A 24,283-nucleotide genomic window follows, 5' to 3' on the forward strand; every position below is an offset into this window, starting at 1 on the left:
TACTGGACTAAAATGAAGACTATAGAAGTTGTTGCCGCCGTTATTTTTAATGATGGGGAAATACTGTGTGCTCAACGTGGCAAAAATAAGCTGGATTATCTTTCTGAGAAATTTGAGTTCCCGGGAGGTAAGTTGGAAAGTGATGAAACGCTAGAACAAGCATTAGCTCGTGAGATAAGGGAAGAGCTTAATATGTCGATCAGCGTTGATCGCCTATTACTAACAGTTGAGCATGTGTATCCAGACTTTAAAATTATTATGCACAGCTTTATTTGTTATACGCAAAGCCGTGCTTTGTTGTTGAATGAACATTTACAAGTGCTTTGGCTAGGTGTGAACGAGCTTGATTCGCTGGATTGGGCTGTTGCTGATCTTCCAATTGTAGACCAGCTTATTAAGGAATTAGAGAGATGAATGAGGTATGTTTACTTAATCAAAGTTTGAGACAAAGCTTTATAGATAAAGAACACAGTTCTAGTACGAACTATCAAGCCACTTTACTAATTAATGACAAACTGGAAGGCAAGGAATTTCTTTCTACTTTACTAAAAGAATTAAATAACTGTAATGAGTTTTTTATTTGTGTTGCGTTTGTTACAAACAGTGGTATAGCGACAATCATTAACTGTCTGGAACATCTTGAAAAAAATAACATTAAAGGTAAAGTTCTTGTTTCGCAATATCTTAATTTTACTCAGCCAGACGCATTAAGAAAGTTGTTAAAGTTCCAAAATATCGATTTGAAGATTGCTTCTAATAATCTTCATTCGAAAGGCTATTTATTTAAAAGTAAATATACTAATAATATAATTATTGGTAGCAGCAACCTTACTGCGAGTGCATTGCGTTCCAACAAAGAATGGAACTTAAAAGTTTCCACCACTGAGAATGGATTGCTTTGTGAGCAAGTTATTAATGAGTTTGATAAAGAGCTCTTTAATGCAACGTCTGTTACAACCGAGTTTATTAATGCATATTCAGAAGTTTGGAATAAGACTAAGTCACTCAGAAGCCAAATTTGTAAAATTGAAAATGCTTTAGATGACAATATTGAACCAAATAAAATGCAAGGTGAAGCTTTAAAGAGTCTAAGTGATTTACGACGAAGTGGGAGAAACAAGGCATTAGTTATATCTGCTACTGGAACTGGAAAAACTTACTTATCAGCTTTTGACGTTCAAATTTATAAACCTAAAAGGTTCTTATTTATAGTCCACAGACGAACTATTGCAGAAAAGGCTTTGGAAACCTTTAGTAAACTATTAGATCCTAATATATCTATGGGCTTATTTTCTGGTCAGAAAAAAGAGCTGAATTGTGATTATTTATTTTGTACTATTCAAACTTTATCTAAACGAAATAATCTTGATTTATTTGACCAAAATTACTTTGATTATATAGTGATAGATGAAACGCACAGAGCCGCCGCACAATCTTATAAGACCATATTAGATTATTTTACGCCTGGTTTTTTATTGGGAATGACAGCTACGCCTGAGCGTACAGATGGTACTAATATTTTTGAGTTGTTTGATTATAACTTAGCTTATGAAATTAGACTGCATCGCGCTTTAGATGAAGGTATGTTGTCGCCATTTCATTATTATGGCGTGACAGATATCACAGTCAACAATGAAATGATTGATGAATATTCAGATTTTAATAAACTAACTAGCGATGAGAGAGTTAATCATATAATTGCTAAATCTAACTTTTATGGTACTGACTCTGGAGAAGTTAGAGGTTTGGTGTTTTGTGCTTCCAATAAAATATCTTCACAGCTATCTTACGAGTTTAATAAAAGAGGTTGCAAATCTATAGCTTTATCAGGTGCAAGTTCTGAAGAAGTAAGATTAGAGACTATTAGAAAATTAGAGAGTCATGAAGATGAAAAAATTGACTATATTTTTACAGTAGATATTTTTAATGAAGGTATCGATATACCAAGCGTCAATCAAATCATAATGCTCAGACCCACGCAGTCGGCAATCATTTTCGTTCAACAGCTAGGTAGGGGCTTAAGAAAGGCAGAAGGTAAAGAGTATGTAACCATTATAGACTTTATAGGTAACTACAATAACAATTATCTTGTGCCTATAGCCTTATATGGTGACAGGTCCTTTAATAAAGATACTATTAGAAAGCTCATGAGAAGTGGTAGCAATCTTATACCTGGTACCTCTACAGTAAATTTTGATGAAGTCGCGCGTGAAAAAATTTTTGAATCTATTAAGAACACCAGTATGCATAAGCTGGCGGACTTAAAGAAGGATTATGAAGGTTTAAAGCGTAAGATTGGTAAAGTTCCGATGATGATGGATTTTATTAAGTATGGCTCGAGAGATCCTTGGTTGTTCGTATCGAACCAAAAGTCTTATTTAAACTTTATTAATAAGGTAGAAAATAATTATAGAGATACGATTTCACCAGATTTATTGGAGCTTTTAGAGCTGTTTACACTCAATGTTAATAACGGTAAGAGAGTTGATGAGAGTTTACTACTGCAACAATTACTGGAGACAAGTAGCTTAAATAAAAATGATTTTATAGAAAAAATGAAAAGTAATTATAACTACTGGATTAATGAGGAGGCTATTCAATCTCTACTGATTAACATAAACTTTAATTTTATCAAAAAAGAATGCGATAATATCAGACTGGAGAATGATACCTTTGTATTAGGAAAAAAATTAAGAGATGCGTTAGAAAATGATACATTCAATACGTTTTTTGCTGATTCAGTTGACTATTCTATTACTACTTTTGATGAATGCTTCTCAGAAGAGAAGTATATAGATGGTTTAATAAGATATAAAAAATATAGTAGAAAGGATGTTTGCAGACTATTAAACTGGGATCAGGACATCAGTAGTACTGTTTATGGCTATAGAACAAGAAATAATGTTACCCCTTGCTTTGTTACTTATCATAAGTCTGACGAATTAGAAGGTGACATTAACTATAATGATTACTTTATTAGTTCTTCTGAGTTTGCATGGGATTCAAGGTCAAATCGTAAAATAAATAGTAAAGAGATAGAAAATATAATTAACTCTAAGCGAATTCTTTTATTTGTGAAAAAAGAAGATGGTGAAGGGTTTGATTTTTATTATTTAGGTGATGTTATGATAATACCTGACTCAGTAGAACAAGGCACTACTGATAAAGGTTCACCAGTAGTGCATTTTAGATTCTTACTGGATAAGCCTGTTGAAGATACCCTTTACGACTATTTAATTCAGGAATAAATCTTGAGAATATCTAAAGTCCTGTGTAACTATCAATTATGTTATATGCCTATGCTGTTTACAGCGTAGCTCAATATAGACGTCATTTTATATTAAAATAATAGCTAAAATTAACTAAATAATATGAGTAAAAATATGCTTAAACTATTGGTAGCCACCCTAATAGCCTTAACAGCTGCCAATACAATGGCAGGCAATATGTATATATACAAAGATAAAGAAGGAAAAACACTACTTGTTAATGTCAATCCAAGTGAAAAAAATAAAAGAAGCAAAGATACTTATATTCCAGTAGCTCAAAAATCTACTAATAGTAGCGTGCAGTCAGAATTTGAAGTGCCTTATGAATATAGGCTGCCAACTAAGGCTGATAATGTTGGTGATTGGAAGCGATTCAAAGGACCTAATCATTTAAAAGCTGATTTTAACGGTGATGGTATTAAAGATGAGGCTTACATTCTTCCTAAAAAAGGTTCAAAGTTAGGTTATGGTGTGTTTGTCTCGATTAATAAGGCAAATGGTGGCATACAGACTGGACGTAAGTTTCAGATGTTTAAGCTTACTTCGCGCGATGATATGCAACCACAGTCATTCGCTATCGAACTAGAAAATCCTTCTAATGAAATATGGGAAACTGCTTGCGGAAAAGGCTATTGGGAATGTGAGATCGGAGAACCAGCTGAATTCCAAATCAAGAACCCGTCAATAATGTTTTGTTATATTGAGTCTGCTTGCACAATGTATATGTGGGATAGTGATAAGTTATCCTTTAAAGAAATACAGTTCAGTGATTAGTGGAAATATGTATATTTAGGAACAGCATTTTCTACTGAAATAGTAGCTAAATTCAATCAACTGAAAGTGAGTGTAAATAATGATAAGACTACTAGTAGGAGCTGTATTAGCCTTAACAACTGTTAATGTAATAGCTGGTAATATGTATATTTATAAAGACAAAGGTGGGCAGGTACTGCTTACTAATGTTAATCCAAGCGGTAATTTTGATAAATTTACTAAGACAGTAAAAGTGACTTATCCCGTAGACCAAAATAACGAAGACAACAAATCCAATAAAAAACAAATAAGCTCAGAAATGCAAAATGTTTCATATGGTACAAGTTCAGATATTAACGGTGCTAGTTATTCAAACTCCGCTTATGACGCACTCAGATAAATAAGTGTATCCCATATTTCGTGTAAGTATCGACATAAGATAAACAGCGTTTGGATGGTCTTGGTTTTTCATGACTTAGGTTTGGTATTTTAATAAATTCTAATTATTATTATTTGTAGGGATAATATTATCTTGAGCAGGTCCCAATTTTTCTAGGAATCTAAAAATCATAAAGTTCATTGTTAAGGTGATGGTAAATAAATGGTAAATGATATGCTTGATAAATTAGCAAAAATTATTTTGCGTATCTTTGCTTGGATGTTTGGTACTATTTTCATGCTAAGCGCTATCATTTCATTGTTTAGTGGTAACTTTTTATTTGCTGTTTTTCTAGCAATAGGCGCTATATTAATTTTGCCTCCATTTAAGAAGCGGATCGTACAAAGACTGCCTAAGACTAATGGGGTGATGCTTACAACAATTGGTTGTGTCATCGTTTTCTTCTCTTTTATAATATTTCCTTCTCCACCTAGTACTGAAAGTACTATAGTAGAAAACAGTAACGAGCAAATTATTGAGCAAGTAGATAACGATAGTGAAACAGCATGGGACAAACCAATTGTTCCAGTAGAAGAATTATATACAGAAACATCTGAATTCACTGGTGTACTAGATGATGAGTCAGAAAATTTATTTGAGAATGACACTGAATCGAATGATGTTGAAAAGCAAAAACTTATAGTAAAATCTATTCCAGAGCCAGAGCCAGAGCCAGAGCCAGAGCCAGAGCCAGAGCCAGAGCCAGAGCCAGAGCCAGAGCCAGAGCCTACAAGAATAGCAGAGATATCAGATGATAACGATTGTTCAGGAATGTATAAGACGTGTAGTCAAATGGTGAATTGTGCTGAAGCACAAAGGGCTTTAGCATGTGGTAATGGCAGATTGGATAGAGATAATGACGGCATACCATGTGAAAGTATTTGCCAGTAGCTTTGAGAGGACATCCTATATTATAACAGTCTATTTTGAGTGGTCTATTAATAGGTTTAAAGGGCGAAATAACTGCTTCCGCTACGGTATACGCTATTCATACAAGATGATTCGACAAAGAAGCCCCTATATAAACAATATCAGTTTATATAGGGGCTTTTTATTTTAGTAAATATAAACTATAGCCTTTTGGATCAATAAATTTTTTTACTTGAGTTACATACCTGCATAGTTTTTTAAAGCCAACCATCTATCGCTACACCCTTCATAGCTTCATTTTCTAAGAATTCTTTTAATAAAGAATATATCTGTTTGCTTGATAGCTTAGGCAACTCTATTTCTTCGTGTTCACTTTCCATTTCTACATCAATAGCTTCAGGCTCAATATTTGTACTTTCTATACTCGTTTTTGATTTATTACCCTTGTACCTTGATAAGGCGGCTAGGGCTAGAGGTGTTGCTACACTTGCTATTCCCATACTCAATAATGCTGCCGGCGCTACTGCTAATATTGCAGCGACTCCTGCTGCTCCGGCACCTAGCGACAATAAAGAGTTATCAGTGTCTACGACCACTGTATGTTCTTTAATTTTTAAAGTTTCAGATTCAGATTTCTCTAAATATATAAAAACTTTTTCTTTCTGTAGTTCCAATACAGCTAGTTCAACAACTTGAGCAAAATCTCTCAATGATATCTTATAAGTACCGCACAGTATAAAAATATGTTCTATCGTTATATTTGCAGAACCAGATTCTAGCTTAGAGATAGTTGAAGCGGGCAGATTGGATATTTTTGCAGCAGTAGCTTGGTCCATATCATTTATGTGTCTAAAGTGCTTAAAAATACAGCCGGCTGTCATATTAAGGGATGCTGACCAAATATAAGAAGCCATTTCCTCTCCAAAATTATTGTTTATGGCTAGAATATAAACCAAAATGGAATATTTGTCAAATTTTATGTGTAATCAATTTAATGTATAAATTCAATATTTGACTTATTTTCAAAAAAAGAATATATTGTCGTTATTGCATCAGCGGTCGCTGGGCAAATACCACCCTAATACTAAAAAGAGATGCTGTTATGGAAAAAATTTTACACGCAATCATCAAAGCTGTTGTTACCGAATTGGCTAAAGTCGTCGTTACACGCTTAAATAACTTTTTATCCAGCTACTTTGCAAGAGATAAAGGGCAAACAGCATGAAAGTACTAATTTCTGCTGAGGCTAATGTAACTACGGGAGCTCTAGCAAAATATATCAGGAAGGGGCCAACACCATGAATTATTCTACCAACCTGAAATCTACAACACATCTGGACAAAAGAATGAATGTCCGCGGTATAAGCAAAGCCATGATTGAATTCGCAGTAAAGTATGGCGAATTACATTCAGATAAACTGATGGTAAATAGAAAATTGCTAAGACAGATGGTTGAATCTATAAATGTTCAAGCTATCAGACTTGGCCGTCTAAGAAAAAAGTTCGGAGAGTTTGGTGTTATTAGATTGATTGATAAGGCATTGAACAAACTGAAGGAGCAGAAAAAAATTGCTCTTAAGATTGTAGCTAAAGGGGGGATCGTAGTTGTAGTTGCTAATAATACTCTAATCACAACCTATGATTTAGATAGCTATCGAAAATATTAAGTTACACTAAACTGAGGATAATACCTTGCAAAATTTAGCGATTGGCTCACATATCAAAACGTCTCGGACAGGCTACTCACACCATGGAATTTACTGTGGAAGTGGTCAAGTAGTTCACTATAGTGGATTTGCTCAGGCTCTCAAAAAAGGAGCGCTTGAAATTACTACCCTACAGAGGTTTTTAGGTAGTGAAACTCAATACGATATAGTCAATTACCCTTATGATAAGGTAATGTTTTCTTCTGAAGAAATTGTTAAACGAGCATTGAGCCGTGTTGGTGAGGATAGTTACAACCTTGTATTCAACAACTGCGAGCATTTTGCGGCCTGGTGCGTGACGGGCAAAAGTGAAAGCAAACAAGTTAAAGCCGTTTTATCGCTTACCACCACCACCGCTGTGGTCTACAGATCGATTAGTACAGCATCATCAGCGACACAAATAATTGGACTCACTGCAGGTTCTGCAAATATTTTCACAGGGACTACAGCAACGTCTAGCTTAGCTGTTGGTAAATTAACTGGTTGCGCTACTGGCGCATTGGGTGGAGCAGCACTAGGTACATCAAGTGTTTTAGTTGGAAGTGCTGCAATAGGTTCATCTGGCATGCTAGTCGGCTCATCAACGGCACTAGGTTTGTCAGCAGCGCTAGGTGGAGGTGCTCTTACCGTAGCAGCAGCCCCTGTTATTGTTCCTGTTGCATTAGCAGCAGGTACTTGTGCAATTGTAGGCGGATTGTTGGGCGGTTTCTTTGACTAAGTGCCAAAAACTCATATCAGCCACCGTTTATGGTGAGTGTATATCATTGATAGATATGCATTCACTATTGGTTCGCTAATCATATGAAGACATACTTTAAGGGTGGTTATGGACAACAGAACTAAAGATCAGAAGGAACTGGTAGTAAATTGGCATATTACGGAAGCTTGTAATTATCATTGTAACTACTGCTTTGCGAAGTGGGACAAACAAAAGAACGAGCTGATAAACGATGATAAAGCCATTAGTAAGCTGATGGACGAAATCCAAAAACTACCGTCAATTTTAAATGATAAATATCTGACCGATTTTGAGAGTATTCGCCTAAACCTAGTCGGGGGCGAAACCTTTCTAAATATTAGAAAGGTTTTAAGGATTACTCATCAGGCAAAACAGCGACAATTTAGCTTATCTGCAATCACGAATGGTAGTCGGCTAAATAATGAGTTAGTAACACTCATAGCAAGTAACTTCGATAGTATCGGCTTCAGTGTCGATTCATTAGATAGTTCTACCAATATAAAAATCGGTAGGACAGAAAAAACTGGGGTAATGGATACCGACAAAGTATTGAGGGACATCAGCCTGATTAAAGAGCTTAATCCAAGCATCGATATAAAGATAAATACTGTAGTCAGCAGTTTGAATCGATTAGAAGATTTGTCAGCATTCATTGATCAAGTGGCTCCTAGAAAATGGAAAATCTTCAAAGTATTACCAGTCATAACTCGAGAAAATGAGGTGTCTCAAGACGACTTTATTGAGTTCTTAGAGCGCCATAGCAGTTTCGGAAATATTATTTCCTCTGAGGATAATGACGAGATGACCGATTCTTATCTAATGATTGACCCTATAGGAAGGTTTTTTCAGAACTCTATCCTTGGCAGTGGATATAGCTATAGCGCTCCAATTGTAGACACCAGTATCAAGGAAGCGCTCAATGAAATTAATTTTGAACCTCAAAAGTTTCATGGGCGTTATAAAACCAACCTAATTACCATGCAAGAAGTTTTCTAGAGCAGTATATATTCTATTAATTTAAGCAAGAAAAATCTCTTTTTAATCAACAACTAGGAACAAGAGTTATGAGCATATTTACTGATTTTCTAACTGATGTTGTATATCTAGTAGAAGATGCAGCCGATTTCGTAATAGATAATCCTGTTAAGGTAACAGCAGTTGTAGCTACAACCGTAGCTACGGGTGGCTTATCTTTGGTAGCTGCGCCTGCGATAGCTGCTGCAGCTGGCAGTGCAGGCTTATTAGGGGCAACTAGCACAGGTGTAGCGATTAGTGGTTTATCAGGTGCTGCTTTAACTAATGCATCTCTGGCCGCATTAGGTGGAGGCGCAATAGCTGCTGGTGGTGCTGGTGTAGCTGGGGGTACGGCTGCAGTTACTGCGGCTGGAGCTACAGCCGGAGCTATTGTTGGTGGTGTTGGAGTAGCGGCAACTAAATAGCAGCAACTATTAGAACAGATAAACTATATAGGCGAAAGTTGCCACCTCTACAAAGCCTTCGCCTGTATCTTTTATAAAATAAAGATTCCATTGAAATACTTTGATATTACAGATATGGTTGGATATTATTCCCATCACGAACTTATATCTGCCATTGGCGAAAGAATATGGTTTGACTGAATTTGCGTTTTTTCTTATCGATGATGATTGGGATGCGCAATCACTGATTGACCTAAAAAACACAACAGGAGCATCGTTCTTATTCGGCTTGCAAACTACTAGAAAGCGTATTGATAAGCTAGATGTGATAGACGGTATTATTGTTTGCCAACCTGATGAAGCCTAAAAAGTAATGAAAGTATTTGAGGTTGCATCTAATAGACGTGGAAAACTGCTTACCACAGATTCTAATGATCTTAAAAAAGCACTTCAATTCACAAGGCCTGCTCATTTTATACAGGCAACTGTAATATCTACAGATCGAGCAGAAAGAGCGATTAACCAAACCCTCAATCAGATTCCCAAAGATATTAATGTGGATGTTCTTATACTTAGGATCAAAACTGACAACAATGTATCGCTCGAAGAGTACTTTGTTATAAGTAGCGCTATAGAGGACAGAGTCAGTAAAGACATAAGTCTTTGGTAAGGTAACGAGGTTGCTGATGTGTCTAATTACCTTTGTATAGAAGCTATATATGGTTGAGTAGAACATCACCCTGAACCGCCCCGGGATTGTCGGAGACTCAACATTCTGAGAGAATACGACAATGAAAAAACAAACCTACACTCCTGAGATTAAAGAACGCGCCGTTCGCATGCTGATAGAAGCGTTGGGCGACTATCCCTCCACATGGTCAGCGATTCAAGCCATTGCCCCTAAGATTGGCTGTACGCCTGAAACCCTGCGGTCGTGGCATAAAAAACACATCGATCAAACTATTCCTGCATCGGTGCAAGCGCAAAGTGATAAAGAGCGCATCAAGGAGCTTGAACGCGAATGCAGAGAGCTCAAGCAAGCCAATGAGATCATACGTAAGGCTGCCGCTTTTTTCGCCCAGGCGGAGCTCGACCGCTGACTAAAATCATGATTCAATTCATCGACGATCATAAGAATAATTATGGGGTCGAGCTGATCTGTAGAGTATTACCGATTGCCCCATCAACCTATCACCGTGCTAAAGACTTGGAGAGCTACCCTGAAAAACGCTCACTGCGCAGTCAGCATGACGACTACTATCTCAGCGAGATTAAACGCATCTGGCAGGACAGCAAATGCCGTTACGGTGCGCGTAAAGTATGGCAGCAGATGAAAGCTGACGGGTTAAAGGTTGCTCGGTGTACCGTAGAGCGATTAATGAAGCAGTATGGCCTACAAGGCGTCTGGCGTGGCAAAGGCAAGATTACCACCAACAGCCGTGACGACCAAAAGCGCGCTGATGACTTAGTCAATCGTAACTTTAGCGCTTATCGTCCTAACCAGCTGTGGGTTGCAGATTTTACCTATATCAAGACGACAAGCGGCTGGGTCTATACCGCTTTTATTATTGATGTGTTTGCCCGTGCTATCGTTGGTTGGAAGGTATCTAATCGTATGAACACCGATATGGTGATGGCGGCTTTAAATCAAGCAATAGCAGATAGAAACCATCCCAAAGATGTCATTCATCACAGTGATCGAGGGGTTCAGTACTTATCCATTCGCTATACTGATAAAATGACGGATTCTGGCGTGATTGCCTCTGTTGGTACAACAGGCGACTCTTATGACAACGCATTGGCTGAAACGGTCAATGGGCTTTATAAGTCTGAGGTGATTCATTATTTAAAGCAAAACTGGACTGGTGTGAACGATGTTGAACTGGCAACCCTTGAGTGGGTGGACTGGTTTAATAAAACACGACTGCATAGTACGATTGGTTATGTGTCACCTTTTGATTTTGAAAAGCGGTATTATGATAATTTAACCCTGTCAGGCATCGCTGCCTGACTCAAGTAAATCACTCTCCGATAAAGTCGGGGCGGTTCACCCTGAAGTTATCTTTTTCTCTTAGAATACTGAGTCTCTTGACGATCCTGAAGCAGTTCAGCTTTCTAGCGTGACACAGTCTTTAAAAGATTAATACTATCTACACTATACCGACTTTAAATTGGTTCAACCATACAGATTTTCGATCAATTTCTTATCTTTTTTAAATAAAAAATAAGAAATAAAAAAAAATAATTAAATCAAGTACTTGTAAAATAAAGAAAAATTAGTAGTGCTTCTATCCATTGATTAGCATACAATTATATTTTCTGTATTATAAAACAAAGAAGTTAACTTGAGAGGCCCTACAATGCAAGTTGTCAAAAAGCAAGTTTCCATGAAAACCCCTAGTTCTCCTGTGTTAAATAGTGCTGTTCTTGAAAGGCTGATTAAAGAAGTGAAGCAAGTAAACTCAGTGCAAGGCAGTTACGATCGCGTCCACAATCGTCATAATCGTTAGTTAGTATATTTTGAATAAACTCGATACTATCCTAATTAAGGTAGCAAGCCGATGCAATCTCGACTGTAGCTATTGCTATGTTTATAACGGTCAAGACACCAGTTGGATGGACCAGCCTAAACTTATAAGTACAGAAACAGTCAATAACTTATGCAGAGAGTTAAGTATAGTATCGAACCGTCAACCAAGCGGTTTCGCTATTGTTTTACACGGTGGGGAGCCATTTCTGTTAGGAGAGGTTAAGCTTTCTAACCTCTTAGCCCATCTTAGAGACGTATTACCTAATCATGAGCAATACCCTATAGCTATACAAACAAATGCAATATTATTGAATAATAAGATACTCGATATTTGTCACAAATATCGAGTATCTGTTTCAGCTAGTGTGGACGGAATTAGAGAAGCGAATGATATAGGTAGGTTTACTCATAAGGGTAAAAGTTCGTTTGACAAAACAGTGGATGGAATAAAGCTACTAGTATCTCATGATCAAAGTGATTTTCTATTCTCGGGGACTTTGTCAGTAATACAACCTACAACTAATCCTATTGATAATTACAACTACCTAAAGCGTTTAGGAAGTAAAAGCATTGACATTCTTCTACAGGATGGTAACCATACCTTTCTTCCCGCAGGAAAAGCGAGTTTTAATAGTACCGAATATGGAGATTGGCTAGTAGAGTTATTCCAATACTATGTGAATGATCCTGATCCAGTACCTATAAGGTTTTTTGATGATATTATAAAAATAGCTTTAGGTGGTAATCCAGAAAAAGAAGGTAAAGGCGAACAAGGGTTTGGGATAATTGTTATTGAAACGGATGGTGAAATAAGAAAAAATGACACCTTAAGGGCGACATTTGAAGGCGTTGACTACTTTGATGGAAGACCTAATATAAAGAGTGAATACTCCTTGTTTAATGTACTAAAGTCGAAAGAATTTGCAGAAGCTTCTAGTGTTCAACATCCTACTTCTAAAGAATGTCAAGCATGTGAAATAGGCCATATATGTGGTGGTGGTATGCCACTGTCAAGATGGAGCCAAGAGAAAGGGTTTGATAATCCGTCCATATATTGCAAAGACCACAAGCTATACATTGGCAAAATGCTAGAAACTCTAAGAAGGTATGCTTTATGATTTACTTGCCTGAAGAAGTTTCTTTAGAAAAAGATCCTTATAAGCATTTTTTTTCAGAATATATTGTAGATGATGTTCTGCATCAACGAATGATAAATTGGTTAAGAGCAGACGCTCCATGGAAATTAGTTGAAGCAGACTTTTACACACAGTTTGAATTCAGCTTAAAGCATACCGTCTTACCCTATTTCATGAATTTTCTGGTTAAAGAGAGCTATTTAAACTATCTAAAAAAATACATGGAATCTATGTATGAGACTAGATTGTTGAGCAAGTTCGATGTAGTCGGGCATTTATTAACTGAAGGACATATCATAAAAATACACAACGACTATATCCACGAAACTACTAGTCAAGTTCGTGAAAGTCATCGTTTACTAATGCATTTTAATGAAAATTGGGATGTAGAGAACGGTGGGTTATGTATGGTATTTACAGATTCTGATTCTTCAAGTATCTCAAATATAGTTATACCCAATGATAAGCTCCTAAACGGCTTCGAGATATCACAAGACTCTTATCATGCTGTAAGTCAAGTTCATTCGGGAAATCGTATAACATTGATATTTACCTTTTACTCTGAAGACAAATCTAATGTTTGAGTATTATCCTAGAAGTAGTTGGTCTGAAGAAGATATACAAAATCTCGTAAAAGATTCTCAAGTTTATCCAACATATAGCACTATAAACTATCTTATAAATCGATATTTTAATGATATTGAAACTATTATTGATACAGAAGATTCAATATTACAAAAGCTGCCTCCCGCAGTTTCTGCTCTATGGGAAGATATCGGTTTAACTTTAGACTATACATACAATGCAGATGTAGCTTTAAAACAATTAAATCTTGTTTTGCAATATATTAAGGATTTCGATCCAAATTCACTTTATAAGTCAGTTAAAACTTTAGTGAAGTCTATACATCTTTTAGAAACCGACGATATTGACACTGACACTAGCGGAGTTTTTCAAGCTAGTTGTCACCATCAAGCCCAATTAAGCAGCTTGTAATCTCATCTTTTCTGGCTCTTTTGCAGGATTCAATGTCGTCGGACCCACAGGCTCGCAATCTCTCACCTCTTGACTGCCCCAACGTATTGGATTTTGAGCTTTAGCTTGCTGCATCGTCAGCTTACGTTTTGCCAGTATTTCCTTATCCTCACCCGTATGGCGCTGACTCGGCGTCACAAAGTTCAGCTGACTGTGTTTGTGCTCATTATTGTACCAGCGCGTGAAGCTCAGCACCCAGTCACGAGCCGCCTCTAAGCTTTTAAAGCCTTGGGTGGGCCAACTAGGACGATACTTGCACGTCTTAAACAAAGACTCTGCAAAGGGGTTGTCATTACTCACACGCGGTCTGCTATATGACGTCACAACGCCTAATTCATAGGCCTTCATCCTCATAGTTTGCGCCTTCATCGGTGCCCCATTGTCTGAGTGTAATACCACACCGCTATGTAGCGCCTTTTCACGGATGAGGGTACGCTCAAGCAGCTGAGCTGCTAATACTCCTGACTCACAATCATACACCTCCTGACCGACAATCTTACGGCTATAGACATCCTCTATCATGTACAGGTAATAGAACTGCCCCCGTACGGGACTTGGCAAATAAGTGATGTCCCAGCACAGCACCTGACCTGGAGCGGTCGCAGTAAAGGTTTGTGGTGCCTTTGATGCGCTAGGGGCTAAGCGACGACCTCGATGGTTGAGCTGATTATGCTGCTTAAGTAGTCGGTAAAAGGTAGACTCTGAGCCATGATATATGCCTTCATCAAGTAAGGTGGGTACGATTTGGGTGGGCGGTAGACTGGCAAAGCGGGGCTGATTGCAGACGGCTATAATGGCGGCTTGTTCCGCTACGCTCATCTTGTTAGCCGGTACAGGGCGGATAGCTTCAGCACGCTTATCTTGCTGCACTTGAGAATCTTTATACCAGCGCCGATAGGTACGCACGCTGATGCCAACCTCACAACAGGCAGGGTTGAGCCTAGCGCCTGCTTGGGTGGCGTCTTGTATCCATTCTATATATTGGATGCGCTCTGGGAGTGAGGTTAGTCGTCCTCGGGTTCGGTCTCCCAAAACGCATCCAGCTTTTTTCTGAGCACCAGTAAGGCGGCGGTCTCAGCCAAGGCTTTTTCTTTTCGAGCAAGCTCTCGGGTGAGTTGCTTAATCTGCTTGCGGTCTGTCTGCTGTTGACGCTTGTCTTTAAGGCTCTGTTGTTTGCTGCTGCTAAAGCCCTTAAGAGCGTCAGTGCGCCACGCTTTTATTTGCTCAACATAGAGACCTTTACTACGGCAGTATTCGCTAAGCTCGGTCTCGGATAAGCCGCCTGTTTCGATGACGGTGGCAAGTTTGGTCTCGCTTGACCAGTTATCAGGAGTACGTTTATTTGTCGGCATGGGCTGACCTTGTTCTCTGGCGTGATTGCGCCAATTATACAGGGTCTGAAGACCGATGCCTTCCTCTCTTGATACTTGAGCCACGCTTAGGTTTAATGGGGGTTGCAGTTTGCTGAGTATGGCTTGTTTACGTTCATTACTATATCTTGGCATGATTGGTCCTTGTGCCCCCCATTTGGATTAATATTTAGGGGTGACAACTATCCTGCCATAGGGGGCTAGTTATACTGATCCTGACTTACCTTTTACAATATTTATAAACGTACCTCTTTATGAGCATGAAAACTGGCTAGAAAGAACAGTTGAAAATGTAGTTCATGAAACAATGCATTTGCAACTCTCTCTAATTGAGAAAAAACATAAACTATATTCAGATAGCTCTCATAAAGCTTACTCACCATGGAAGGATGAATTTAGAGATAGTAAAGGATTACTACATGCCTTATATGTCTTCGCAAACCTACAACATTTTTGGCAAGGAGTTTATAATAAGAAAAAATGTATGTTTGCTGCTGCAAGGATAAAAGACATTGAAATAAAAAAATGCCTTATTGATTACGAATTGATTGAACCGCTCTATACTCAAAAAGGTGTAAAACTACTTAGATCATGTCTCATACTAGAATAGAAATCTAATAAATATAAATTTCGTTGTAGCGCTTGACATCGATCTTCTAGAATACTAAATACCTTCTACTCCAAAAGAACCGCCCTCAAATAGGAGTGACAAAAACCCAGCTGCTATTAGCAGTTGGGTTTTTCGTTTAGATCCACATATTGAACGGCAACTGCTTCGACAACGCACCTATAGAGAGCTTCTAAATCGTGTTAAAGAATAGACCCCTTGCAAAAGTAGCAGAGGATTTTATAATAACTAATACACTCACAACTGGCTAGGAACCATGCCAAACATAGATAAGCTATCTCAAGCACCAGTTATAGAATATATCTCCATTGATATTTTTCTCGAAGTAATCAAGTGCAAATAATGCTTTTCCGTATAGGGCACCAATGACGTTGGTACGTTTTTTACCTTGCCAATTGTAGCGATCGATACAAGGTTTACCTATCGGTGCATAGTGTAGTGGCATACTAAATTTGGACTGTGTTTAATAGAGGGTAGGCGGTACGCAAAAAGCCAGACAACCTAAGCTGTCTAGCTTTAAAATTTTGAACAACTTATCTATGATTATGTTCCCGCCATACGGCATGCTCACATACCTCACAGCACCAACTCTCTTTTGAGCGCATATAAGGGATATCTGCTGGTATCTGTAAAGGGCACACATAACCACAGTACTCACAAAGTACATCATCTAAATAAGCAAAACACTCACCGATTGTCTCGAATAGTACTTGTGCGCTAATCTCATACTTCTCACAGATGGTTTGTACATGTGCGATATAATCACTTTCGTCATCATATGACCAGTAATCCTCACAGATCTTTAGATCTTGTGCGTTCTGCATCATATTCGGCTGAAGCTTCACACTCATCATATTCTCCTTAATAGCCAGAGTGCGGTAATAGCTCATAAAGCTCGCTCTGAAGCTGATAACGCATATCGTCAATCACATAGTCAAGAATCGCATCCAAGCGCTTCTGCACCCACACACGCATCGCCATATCATTATTAAAACACCGTTTCACTCCTAAGAAGCGTGCTAGGTTATGACCAGATGAAATATACAACTCACGCATCAATGCATTGGCGATAACATTCGCGTCTTCACTGATCGCACCGTCAGGTTTAAACTCACCAAACAGCTCCTCATAATTGATGATTTTCATTGCGACGTCTCCTTTTCAGTTAGTGCATTAGAGCTATTCGATGCACTGGTTAGCTTCTCCTTGCTAGCCAGTAGCAAGTTATCCATCGCTGAGCCATCTTGACGTGTGATATCAGGCACATAACGGCTATATACTCGAAACAGCATTTCTGTACTGCTGTGACCCATTTGCCGGGCTATCCACTCAGGATTCTCACCAGCAGCGAGCCAAAGCGTTGCTGCGGTATGCCGAGTCTGATAAGCACGCCGGTGTTTTAGACCGAGTAGGGCAAGCGTGGGTTTCCATACCCGTCTATTCACATTACGGTACTCCATCGGATTGCCCTGTGAGTTGCAAAATACAAACTCTGACTTGCCATAAGTGCGTACCTTCTGCTCCAGTAGGGCGTCATATACTAACTGTGACATAGCAATATCACGTTGTGAGCCTAGTGTCTTCGTTGGACCCATCTCACCATTAACTAATGCACCTTTGATACTGATCTCACGACGATCAAAGTTAATGCACTCCCACTTAAGCCCATCAATCTCACTGGTACGCATCCCTGTAAAAAAGCGAATGGTGTAGTATGGCTTATAGTCAGGTCGAACATGCTTTAAAATCAGCCATACCTCAGCCAGCGTAAAGGGATTTACATCCGGACGAGCTTGTTTAAGATTCTTAATATTTTTATAAGGCATCTCAAACTCATGGCGATCTGACGCTTCTTCTAGTATCATACGAAGTAGTATCATAATCTGATTGATTCGTGCTACTGACAGACTTGACTGACCATCTTTACCGTAACGAACTTTGGCGAGGGAGCTACGGAAGGTCAGCAAGTCTGATTTTTTTATGGCATGTACCGCTTTACCACCAAACTCAGGTAATAAGTACTTATCAAGAATAATCTTTATCTTTTGCCGATAGCTCGGTCGCCATTCAATCTTCTTCTCATCATACCAAATATCGACAAACTGCTTAAAGGTCGGGTTACGACTGATACAAGCTTCGGCTCTATCAGCTAGCGCCATCATTTCCTGTGCTCGTTCACTCTTTGGGAAGTAAGCAGCATAGTCGAAAATACCTAGAGTGATTTCTGCTTCCATTTTTTCGATAATTTTAGCCAGCTTCTTTCGATTAGCTGGAGTGTCTGTGAGATTAGTCGTCTCACGGCAACGCATATTCATATATCGAAAATCTACGAATAGCTTGCCACGTCTCGATCTTATTGAGGCCATTGCTTAGCTCCTTGTTCATGTGAAATTTACTGTAAAGCCATACCGTTGATGGCACTCATAACCGGCTTGCACATATCCTCTTCGATACGTTCCCATACGTACAAAATCTTGCGACCGCCAAAAGGGCGTATGTAGTGAATGTTTTCAATCAAAACAGTGTCCTTAAGTTGGTTACGGATAGTACGTGCGTCATACTTGATACGTTCGGCTAATTCTTGAGTAGTGAGATAAGTTTGTGACATAATAGTTCTCCATATGAAATAAATTTACTATTAGTGAATGATTAATTATCACTAATGAGTACATATTATCTATAAATATTATCACTTGCAAGCACTTTTTTATCACTTTGGGGATTTTATGTATGATTAAGCTCAATTTACCTGTTTTATTTGCACAAAGAGGCATCCGTGTAGCTGATGCTGACAGGATGTCTAAACTAGGAAGATCTACTTTGTATCGAATGTACAATAATGAAGTCACTAGAATAGACTTTGATTCATTAAATGAGCTTTGTAAGCTTTTGGATTGCACACCTGGCGATATTATCCTCTATGAAGAAGATGAAGTTTGCGAGGGAAGGGGTTCAGAAGGAAGTTAGAATGTTTAATAGAATGGCTCTTTGAGGTGTCTTGAAAATCATCAAGCTTAGCGCCGATAAATATTCTACTCGTGCTAATTGTTTTCAGATATTAGGTTGTGGTTATGACTGTTTAAACGACAATTAATTTTAGATGTTATAAAACTAAAATGCATTTCAGAAAAATTAGACCTCTGAGAAACACGTTTTTTGCTGAATTGAGGTTGGGTTCAAAAATTAGCATAGGGCTAAATTTACTAGGTTAGGTGTCATGATGATTTTTGAACCAAAAATAGCTAGGTTGTGGTCAGTTATGTATGTGATGTTTTAGGGCAGGGCACAGTTTGGGCACCACATGGGCACCGGCATGAAAATGGGTTTTTTGTTTGAGTAGTTAGACTTAACTATATTCAAAAAAGATATGTCGAGAATTTCTCTATAGGCCCCGAAAATTGGACAAAAAAAAGCCTCACTGTTAAGTGAGGCTTTTTAAGTATTTGGAGCGGGAAAAGAGATTCGAACTCTCGACCCCAACCTTGGCAAGGTTATGCTCTACCACTGAGCTATTCCCGCTGAATCATCGTTTAAGTAACATCAGATGATGAAGGCGTATTATACGCAGTTTTTTTGGTCTGTCAATAACCATCATCAAAAAAATCAAAATTTAGCAAAATAGGCATGTCATCATGCTATGAATGTATGATATAACAGATTTTTATAATATGTATTCCAAAAGCTTTATGTTTTATAAATAAGCTAGATATACAACTTTATAATTATCTCCAACCATTTGAAAAACCATTATGACTTACACAGATAATTCTTAAGGATAAGAGCTATGAGCCAACAATACACCATCGCTGACTATTTGTTTGATCGCATTGCTGAAGCAGGGGCGACCGAGATATTTGGCGTACCAGGTGATTTTAATTTAACCTTTTTAGACAATATTATCGATTCTGATAAATTGCGTTGGGTAGGCAATACTAACGAGCTCAATGCAGGCTACGCAGCCGACGGTTATGCACGTGAGCGTGGGTTTGCAGCGATGGTGACGACTTTTGGTGTAGGGGAGCTGTCGGCAATCAATGCCACCGCAGGCTCCTATGCTGAGTATGCGCCTGTATTGCATGTCGTCGGCGCGCCTAGTACCGCTCTGCAAGATTCCAAACGCCGCATCCACCATACGCTTGGTGATGGCGTGTTTAACCACTTTATTAAGATGGTAGAGCCAGTAACGGTAGCACGTGCGCAGCTTACCGCTGAAAATGCTGCTTCCGAGATTGATAGAGTCATTCGTGTGACCCTCAAAAAACATCGCCCAGGCTACTTGTTGCTATCGCCAGATGTCGCACGTCAGCCCATTTATCCACCTTCTACTAAGCTTGTCGATAGTGCAGAGAATATAACCAGCCAAGCAGCATTGGTCGATTTTAAGAAAGCGCTGATAGAGTTTTTACCGAATAAGACTACCACTTTAATGGCAGATTTGATGGTGCATCGCTTGGGACTACAAGACCAGCTCAAAGCATTAATTGCTGATACTGAAATTCCTTATACGACTTTATCATGGGGTAAAACCCTTCTAGATGAACAAAGCGAGCGCTGGGCAGGCACTTATGCAGGTGTGGCATCACGTCCAGTAGTGAAAGATGCAGTAGAAAACTGTGAATGCCTAATTAAAATTGGAGTGCAGTATACCGATACGACGACGGCAGGATTCAGCCAAGATATTGATGAAAAAGTCGTTGTTGACTTGCATTATGAGCGTGCGACTATTAGCGGTAAGAATTTTGCTCCTATCGCATTAGAAGATGCCTTACAAGCGTTGCATGAAGTAATGACTTCGGGTATCAATATTGTACCCAAGCCTTTTTGTAAAGAGATCAAGCCGCATGAGCAACATGGTACTGATGAAGAAGCTATCCGTCAAGATGACTTGTGGCATGTCATCGCAGATCATTTAGACCATAATAATCTGGTGTTTGCTGACCAAGGAACCGCTTACTTTGGTATCAGTGATGTGCGTCTGCCAGAGGGCGTGACCTGCTACGGTCAGCCAATGTGGGGTTCAATCGGCTATACCTTGCCAGCAAGTTTAGGTGCTGCCATTGCATCGCCTGATAAGCGTAGTGTCTTACTCATTGGTGATGGCTCAGCATTATTGACCATTCAAGAAATAGCAGTGATGATCCAAGAGCGTATCAATCCAGTTATTGTGTTGGTTAACAATGACGGCTATACCGTTGAGCGCGCAATTCATGGTGAAAATCAACGCTACAATGATATTCCTAAGTGCAACTGGCACTTAATGCCGCAGGCTTTTGGTGCTGATGAGCATAATAGCTTGGTACTCAAAGCAGAAACGATGGGAGAATTAAAATCTGCTCTCAAGACAGCCGCAGCAACGACAGATAAAATGGTATTTTTAGAGGTGATGACTGACAAGCATGATATTCCGCCTTTGTTAGCAGATATCAGCGCGGCGCTTAAGCCAAAGGCAGACTAAGTTTAATTAGCTTTTGAGCAACTGGGCTTAATAGATGTCAGCAATCCCGTTTAGTATGGTTACTAAATGGGATTGTTTTTTTAAGCCGTTAAGCTTTTTCATTATTTTAAAATACCGCAATACCATCTTAGAAAAATAGAAGATAGTAATTACATTCAAAGGAGATTTTAATATGACACGTGAAGTGATTAATCCAAGCTCTATATATGACAGTTTGCAATATGGCTTTTCTCACGCCGTTAAATCACAGGGGAAAACAGATATCCACTGTGCAGGGCAATTGGCATGGGATGAAAGCGGAAACTTAGTCGGCGCTGACGACTTGGCCAAACAGACACAGCAAGTATTTAAGAATCTGACAACGGTACTGCGTGAAGCCGGGGCGAGACCAGCGGATGTGGTGAGAATGAGAACGTATATAGTGAACTTGAAGCCGCAAGATTTAGAAGTTATCGGTCATGCCATTGCTGAATTTTATGGAGATGTATTACCTGCAGCCAATACATTAATTGGCGTTCAATCTCTTGCACAACCGGATTTACTGATTGAGATTGAAGTTACTGCTACTATTGAATAGATAACTATGGACAACTCAGTAATTTAAAAATACTAAATAACCATTATGCATGAATAAGCCCCTTTCATATACTAATGTTGAAAGGGGCTTGTTAACTTTTGATCAATTATTATGCAAACTCACAACTATTTACTTAAAAATGAAATTTCACTAGAGCACTAGGTACGCTCTGATTCACTCCATCAACACCAAACTTGTTTTTCCAATAGCTGTATTCCATACCGACTTCGATGCTGTTATCAATACCAAGCAATTCTTGCAAGTTGTACTTAATCTGCGGGTTAATATGCAACTGATTTGCCTTATCATCGTTATTAAAAGAATAATCAACATAGCCGTCAACGACGAAGTTATTTTTCTCCCAACCATAAGTCAAAGTAATTTGTTGATCATCAGCGTCACTGAAAGTGTCATCGTTAAAAGCATGATATAAAGTAGCTGAAGCATACTTCATACCATCAATAGGTATATTTAAATCAGCACCAATACCTACTAAGAAGTTATCTTGCTCAAAACCGCTACTATTCGAGCCGAACTCATAAGTACCAGCTAAGTTTACCTGCTTAATAAAGCCATTATTGTAGTCTGAAATCTTGAACTTTGGAGACAGCTCGCCATAAATATCTTTGGCTCGGCTACCTTCAGCATTACTGACGCCTTGCAAACGATCAACGAAGAAGAATATGCCACCCCAACTATGAGCGGACGCATGCTCTAAGGTAACTGTCGTCAGCTCTCCATCTTCTGCTAGTTCATAATCAGTACCGTAAAGTACAGAAACGCTCGTATCAGTAAAAAAAGTCTTAGCTTGAGCAGAGGTTAGACTGCCTAAAGCACCGATAGTAGCTGCTGCTATAAACAATGGTTTTAGATAGTAGAGCCTGTTTTTAGCTGAATGGATATGAGTTGTTGCTATTAAGTTTAAACGCACAGTATTACTCCCTTAAGTACAGTCGTTAATTTCCCTTAAAAGCGCAATTATAGGACCATGCAAAGTCCGGTTTTAACATCCTATCCAAACGCGCTGTTATCTCTAAGGAAAGACAATTTTTAACATAGTTGACCATTTGGTCAGGATTTATATTACTATAAAGAAATTAAAATAAGTAGTATTAATTACTCAGGAATTAACGAGAGAGTTTTAAAGATGTTAAGTATTTATGAATGCCATCTTACTGTGGGAATGGTGGCTGACTCTTTTTTATTGCAGGGCTTATATATCTGACCATGATTTGTGGTATAACAATAATTTGTAATGTTCGAAACGTGAAGAACTCTGTGTCTGTTCTAAGTTATTTTGAAAACTGACTACTAAAAGTTGGATATAAAAAAAGGCTTACAATTTAATGTAAGCCTTTTATGCCTTAAAGAGTGCAGTTTTACTATCGACTATATTTCATTTACATACACATAGTAGTTAGGCATATTCTAAAATCAACTGGTTATATACCAATGATAAGCTTCAATAATTCTTAGTCAGCTTTCATTCAGATATTGCAGTTAAATCTCTCGTCTAAATATAGCAGTTAAATACAGTATCTAGATATAGTAGGCTTGGATTTTTGCTGCACAATCACGTAGTATTGGTAAAAACTGTTCGATTAATACGTCATGAGAGATACGAAGTGCATTGGTACTAATATTAATAGCACCAATAAGTTCATTATTTGCTTTATAGACTGGCAGTGCTAGCGATAGAAGGCCTGTATCCAACTCTTGATTTACAACGACGTACTGCTGATCTTTAGCTTCTTTGAGCGCCTGACTAAGCTGATTACGATCAGTAATACTGTATGGCGTATGAGCGCATAGTTCAACGTTATTAATATAATCTTTAAGCTGTTCATCAGGAAGGCTGGCAAGAATCGCACGACCCATAGAGGTATAAGCTGCAGGTAGTCTCGTGCCAATCGCTAAGGTAATAGACATCAAGCGATGTTCAGCCGCAGAGCGAGCGATATATACCACTTCATCATCATCTAATACTGCAAACGAGCAAGATTCACCTGTTTTTTCAGTGACGCGTTCTAAATAAAACTGAATAATATCGTGATGGTGGACGCCACTTAAATAACTGGCGCCAAGGCTTAGCGTTTTCGGGGTCAAACTAAACTGACGCTTACTTTTATGAACGTAACCGAGGGCATGCAAGGTTAATAAATAACGTCTAGCCTTTGCTCTATCTATCTTGGCGCGCTCGGCTACTTCGCTCAACGTCATACTAGAGTGGTTTTCATCAAAAGTCAGTAATACGCTCATCCCTGCCGCAAGCGATGCAACAAAATCTGGACTATCTACAGGTATTTTCTCATCTTGTTCTTTATACATGCTATTCAATGATTACCAAAATTAGAGATT

General features: G+C 38.6%; 27 protein-coding genes, 1 tRNA gene, 1 pseudogene and 1 other annotated feature. Of the genes and pseudogenes, 19 read left to right on the forward strand and 10 right to left on the reverse strand.

The features are described from left to right. The first annotated feature begins 12 nt into the window (after positions 1–12). The 5 genes and pseudogenes from AK825_RS05375 to AK825_RS14865 all read left to right on the forward strand — a co-directional run bounded on the left by AK825_RS05375 (position 13) and on the right by AK825_RS14865 (position 5,352). Positions 13–414: a (deoxy)nucleoside triphosphate pyrophosphohydrolase gene (locus tag AK825_RS05375; RefSeq protein ID WP_068035197.1), complete on the forward strand. Its 402-nt coding sequence runs from the start codon at positions 13–15 to the stop codon at positions 412–414. Continuing rightward, complete coding sequence (locus tag AK825_RS05380; RefSeq protein WP_068035198.1) at positions 411–3,248, forward strand: DEAD/DEAH box helicase; 2,838 nt, start codon at positions 411–413, stop codon at positions 3,246–3,248. The genes AK825_RS05375 and AK825_RS05380 overlap by 4 nt, the downstream gene beginning before the upstream one ends. Before the next feature lie 123 nt (positions 3,249–3,371). Further along, the gene (locus AK825_RS05385) at positions 3,372–4,043 is read left to right on the forward strand and encodes a hypothetical protein (RefSeq protein ID WP_149038750.1); all 672 of its coding nucleotides are present in this window, start codon (positions 3,372–3,374) and stop codon (positions 4,041–4,043) included. A gap of 79 nt (positions 4,044–4,122) precedes the next feature. After that, positions 4,123–4,284, forward strand: a pseudogene (locus tag AK825_RS14670) (lytic transglycosylase domain-containing protein); the annotation flags it as partial. A gap of 339 nt (positions 4,285–4,623) precedes the next feature. Beyond that, positions 4,624–5,352 carry an excalibur calcium-binding domain-containing protein gene (locus tag AK825_RS14865; RefSeq protein ID WP_068035201.1) on the forward strand — a complete coding sequence of 243 codons (729 nt, stop codon included), beginning with the start codon at positions 4,624–4,626 and terminating at the stop codon, positions 5,350–5,352. A 236-nt stretch (positions 5,353–5,588) separates the two neighbouring features. Here the strand turns inward: AK825_RS14865 and AK825_RS05400 are convergent, their stop codons facing one another. Then, positions 5,589–6,245 carry a helix-turn-helix transcriptional regulator gene (locus AK825_RS05400; protein ID WP_068035203.1) on the reverse strand — a complete coding sequence of 219 codons (657 nt, stop codon included), beginning with the start codon at positions 6,243–6,245 and terminating at the stop codon, positions 5,589–5,591. Between the two features lie 188 nt (positions 6,246–6,433). Between AK825_RS05400 and AK825_RS14960 the strand changes: the two genes are divergently transcribed. From AK825_RS14960 to AK825_RS05455, 11 genes are all read left to right on the forward strand, one after another. Continuing rightward, the gene (locus AK825_RS14960) at positions 6,434–6,556 is read left to right on the forward strand and encodes a hypothetical protein (RefSeq protein ID WP_264753642.1); all 123 of its coding nucleotides are present in this window, start codon (positions 6,434–6,436) and stop codon (positions 6,554–6,556) included. Positions 6,557–6,629: 73 nt separating this feature from the next. After that, complete coding sequence (locus AK825_RS05405) at positions 6,630–6,998, forward strand: hypothetical protein (RefSeq protein ID WP_068035207.1); 369 nt, start codon at positions 6,630–6,632, stop codon at positions 6,996–6,998. A 25-nt stretch (positions 6,999–7,023) separates the two neighbouring features. Beyond that, positions 7,024–7,755, forward strand: coding sequence for a lecithin retinol acyltransferase family protein (locus AK825_RS05410; protein ID WP_082787179.1), 732 nt, complete (start codon positions 7,024–7,026; stop codon positions 7,753–7,755). A 108-nt stretch (positions 7,756–7,863) separates the two neighbouring features. After that, positions 7,864–8,772 (forward strand): viperin family antiviral radical SAM protein, encoded by a 909-nt coding sequence (locus AK825_RS05415; RefSeq protein ID WP_068035211.1) that lies wholly within the window; start codon positions 7,864–7,866, stop codon positions 8,770–8,772. Between the two features lie 68 nt (positions 8,773–8,840). Beyond that, on the forward strand, positions 8,841–9,215 hold the full coding sequence (locus tag AK825_RS05420) for a hypothetical protein (protein ID WP_068035213.1): 375 nt from the start codon (positions 8,841–8,843) through the stop codon (positions 9,213–9,215). Between the two features lie 100 nt (positions 9,216–9,315). Beyond that, on the forward strand, positions 9,316–9,561 hold the full coding sequence (locus AK825_RS05425) for a hypothetical protein (RefSeq protein ID WP_149038751.1): 246 nt from the start codon (positions 9,316–9,318) through the stop codon (positions 9,559–9,561). A gap of 424 nt (positions 9,562–9,985) precedes the next feature. Continuing rightward, positions 9,986–11,205, forward strand: a protein-coding gene (locus AK825_RS05440) for an IS3 family transposase (RefSeq protein WP_149038742.1) whose coding sequence is annotated in 2 segments (ribosomal slippage) — positions 9,986–10,271 and positions 10,271–11,205 — 1,221 coding nt in all. Because the reading frame shifts where the segments join, the coding sequence is not laid out codon by codon here. Then, positions 10,261–10,377, forward strand: a sequence feature (AL1L pseudoknot). Its footprint overlaps the gene before it by 117 nt. Positions 11,206–11,581: 376 nt before the next feature. After that, positions 11,582–11,704, forward strand: coding sequence for a YhhA family cyclophane-containing RiPP (yhhA, locus tag AK825_RS14965; protein WP_264753643.1), 123 nt, complete (start codon positions 11,582–11,584; stop codon positions 11,702–11,704). Between the two features lie 10 nt (positions 11,705–11,714). After that, positions 11,715–12,842: a cyclophane-forming radical SAM/SPASM peptide maturase YhhB gene (gene yhhB, locus AK825_RS05445; RefSeq protein ID WP_227514122.1), complete on the forward strand. Its 1,128-nt coding sequence runs from the start codon at positions 11,715–11,717 to the stop codon at positions 12,840–12,842. Continuing rightward, entirely contained in the window at positions 12,839–13,444 is a 606-nt protein-coding gene (gene yhhC / locus AK825_RS05450; protein WP_068035224.1) for a cyclophane-containing peptide 2OG-Fe(II) oxygenase YhhC, read from the forward strand. Before yhhB ends, yhhC begins: the two co-directional genes overlap by 4 nt. After that, a complete protein-coding gene (locus AK825_RS05455) occupies positions 13,437–13,856 on the forward strand; it encodes a hypothetical protein (RefSeq protein WP_068035225.1) in 420 nt (139 codons plus the stop codon). The genes yhhC and AK825_RS05455 overlap by 8 nt, the downstream gene beginning before the upstream one ends. Here AK825_RS05455 and AK825_RS05460 read toward each other — a convergent pair. The 6 genes from AK825_RS05460 to AK825_RS05490 all read right to left on the reverse strand — a co-directional run bounded on the left by AK825_RS05460 (position 13,842) and on the right by AK825_RS05490 (position 18,501). After that, positions 13,842–15,400 (reverse strand): IS3 family transposase gene (locus tag AK825_RS05460; protein WP_149038738.1). Its coding sequence is split into 2 segments (ribosomal slippage): positions 13,842–14,935 and positions 14,935–15,400, totalling 1,560 coding nucleotides; the frame shifts between segments, so codons are not numbered across the junction. The two genes, AK825_RS05455 and AK825_RS05460, sit on opposite strands and share 15 nt — an antisense overlap. Positions 15,401–16,167: 767 nt before the next feature. Then, on the reverse strand, positions 16,168–16,338 hold the full coding sequence (locus AK825_RS14560) for a transposase (protein WP_227514123.1): 171 nt from the start codon (positions 16,336–16,338) through the stop codon (positions 16,168–16,170). An 88-nt stretch (positions 16,339–16,426) separates the two neighbouring features. Continuing rightward, on the reverse strand, positions 16,427–16,744 hold the full coding sequence (locus tag AK825_RS05475; RefSeq protein WP_068035227.1) for a hypothetical protein: 318 nt from the start codon (positions 16,742–16,744) through the stop codon (positions 16,427–16,429). Between the two features lie 10 nt (positions 16,745–16,754). After that, positions 16,755–17,039 carry a hypothetical protein gene (locus tag AK825_RS05480; RefSeq protein WP_068035229.1) on the reverse strand — a complete coding sequence of 95 codons (285 nt, stop codon included), beginning with the start codon at positions 17,037–17,039 and terminating at the stop codon, positions 16,755–16,757. After that, complete coding sequence (locus AK825_RS05485; protein ID WP_068035231.1) at positions 17,036–18,259, reverse strand: DUF3596 domain-containing protein; 1,224 nt, start codon at positions 18,257–18,259, stop codon at positions 17,036–17,038. Before AK825_RS05485 ends, AK825_RS05480 begins: the two co-directional genes overlap by 4 nt. A gap of 26 nt (positions 18,260–18,285) precedes the next feature. Then, a complete protein-coding gene (locus AK825_RS05490) occupies positions 18,286–18,501 on the reverse strand; it encodes a hypothetical protein (protein ID WP_045456309.1) in 216 nt (71 codons plus the stop codon). 122 nt (positions 18,502–18,623) lie between these two features. Between AK825_RS05490 and AK825_RS05495 the strand changes: the two genes are divergently transcribed. Beyond that, the gene (locus AK825_RS05495) at positions 18,624–18,860 is read left to right on the forward strand and encodes a helix-turn-helix transcriptional regulator (RefSeq protein WP_068035233.1); all 237 of its coding nucleotides are present in this window, start codon (positions 18,624–18,626) and stop codon (positions 18,858–18,860) included. Positions 18,861–19,337: 477 nt separating this feature from the next. Here AK825_RS05495 and AK825_RS05500 read toward each other — a convergent pair. Next, positions 19,338–19,412 (reverse strand) — tRNA-Gly (locus AK825_RS05500). A gap of 265 nt (positions 19,413–19,677) precedes the next feature. Here AK825_RS05500 and AK825_RS05505 point away from each other — a divergent pair. Both AK825_RS05505 and AK825_RS05510 read left to right on the forward strand, forming a co-directional pair. Next, positions 19,678–21,348 (forward strand): thiamine pyrophosphate-binding protein, encoded by a 1,671-nt coding sequence (locus AK825_RS05505; protein WP_068035234.1) that lies wholly within the window; start codon positions 19,678–19,680, stop codon positions 21,346–21,348. Positions 21,349–21,520: 172 nt separating this feature from the next. Then, entirely contained in the window at positions 21,521–21,925 is a 405-nt protein-coding gene (locus tag AK825_RS05510; protein ID WP_068035237.1) for a RidA family protein, read from the forward strand. A gap of 133 nt (positions 21,926–22,058) precedes the next feature. Here AK825_RS05510 and AK825_RS05515 read toward each other — a convergent pair whose 3' ends face one another. After that, the gene (locus AK825_RS05515) at positions 22,059–22,856 is read right to left on the reverse strand and encodes a DUF5020 family protein (RefSeq protein WP_227514124.1); all 798 of its coding nucleotides are present in this window, start codon (positions 22,854–22,856) and stop codon (positions 22,059–22,061) included. A gap of 608 nt (positions 22,857–23,464) precedes the next feature. Beyond that, entirely contained in the window at positions 23,465–24,253 is a 789-nt protein-coding gene (locus AK825_RS05520; RefSeq protein ID WP_068035238.1) for an IclR family transcriptional regulator C-terminal domain-containing protein, read from the reverse strand. Positions 24,254–24,283 lie beyond the last annotated feature (30 nt).

This window comes from Psychrobacter sp. P11G5 (assembly GCF_001593305.1).
In the GTDB taxonomy this organism is placed as follows: domain Bacteria; phylum Pseudomonadota; class Gammaproteobacteria; order Pseudomonadales; family Moraxellaceae; genus Psychrobacter.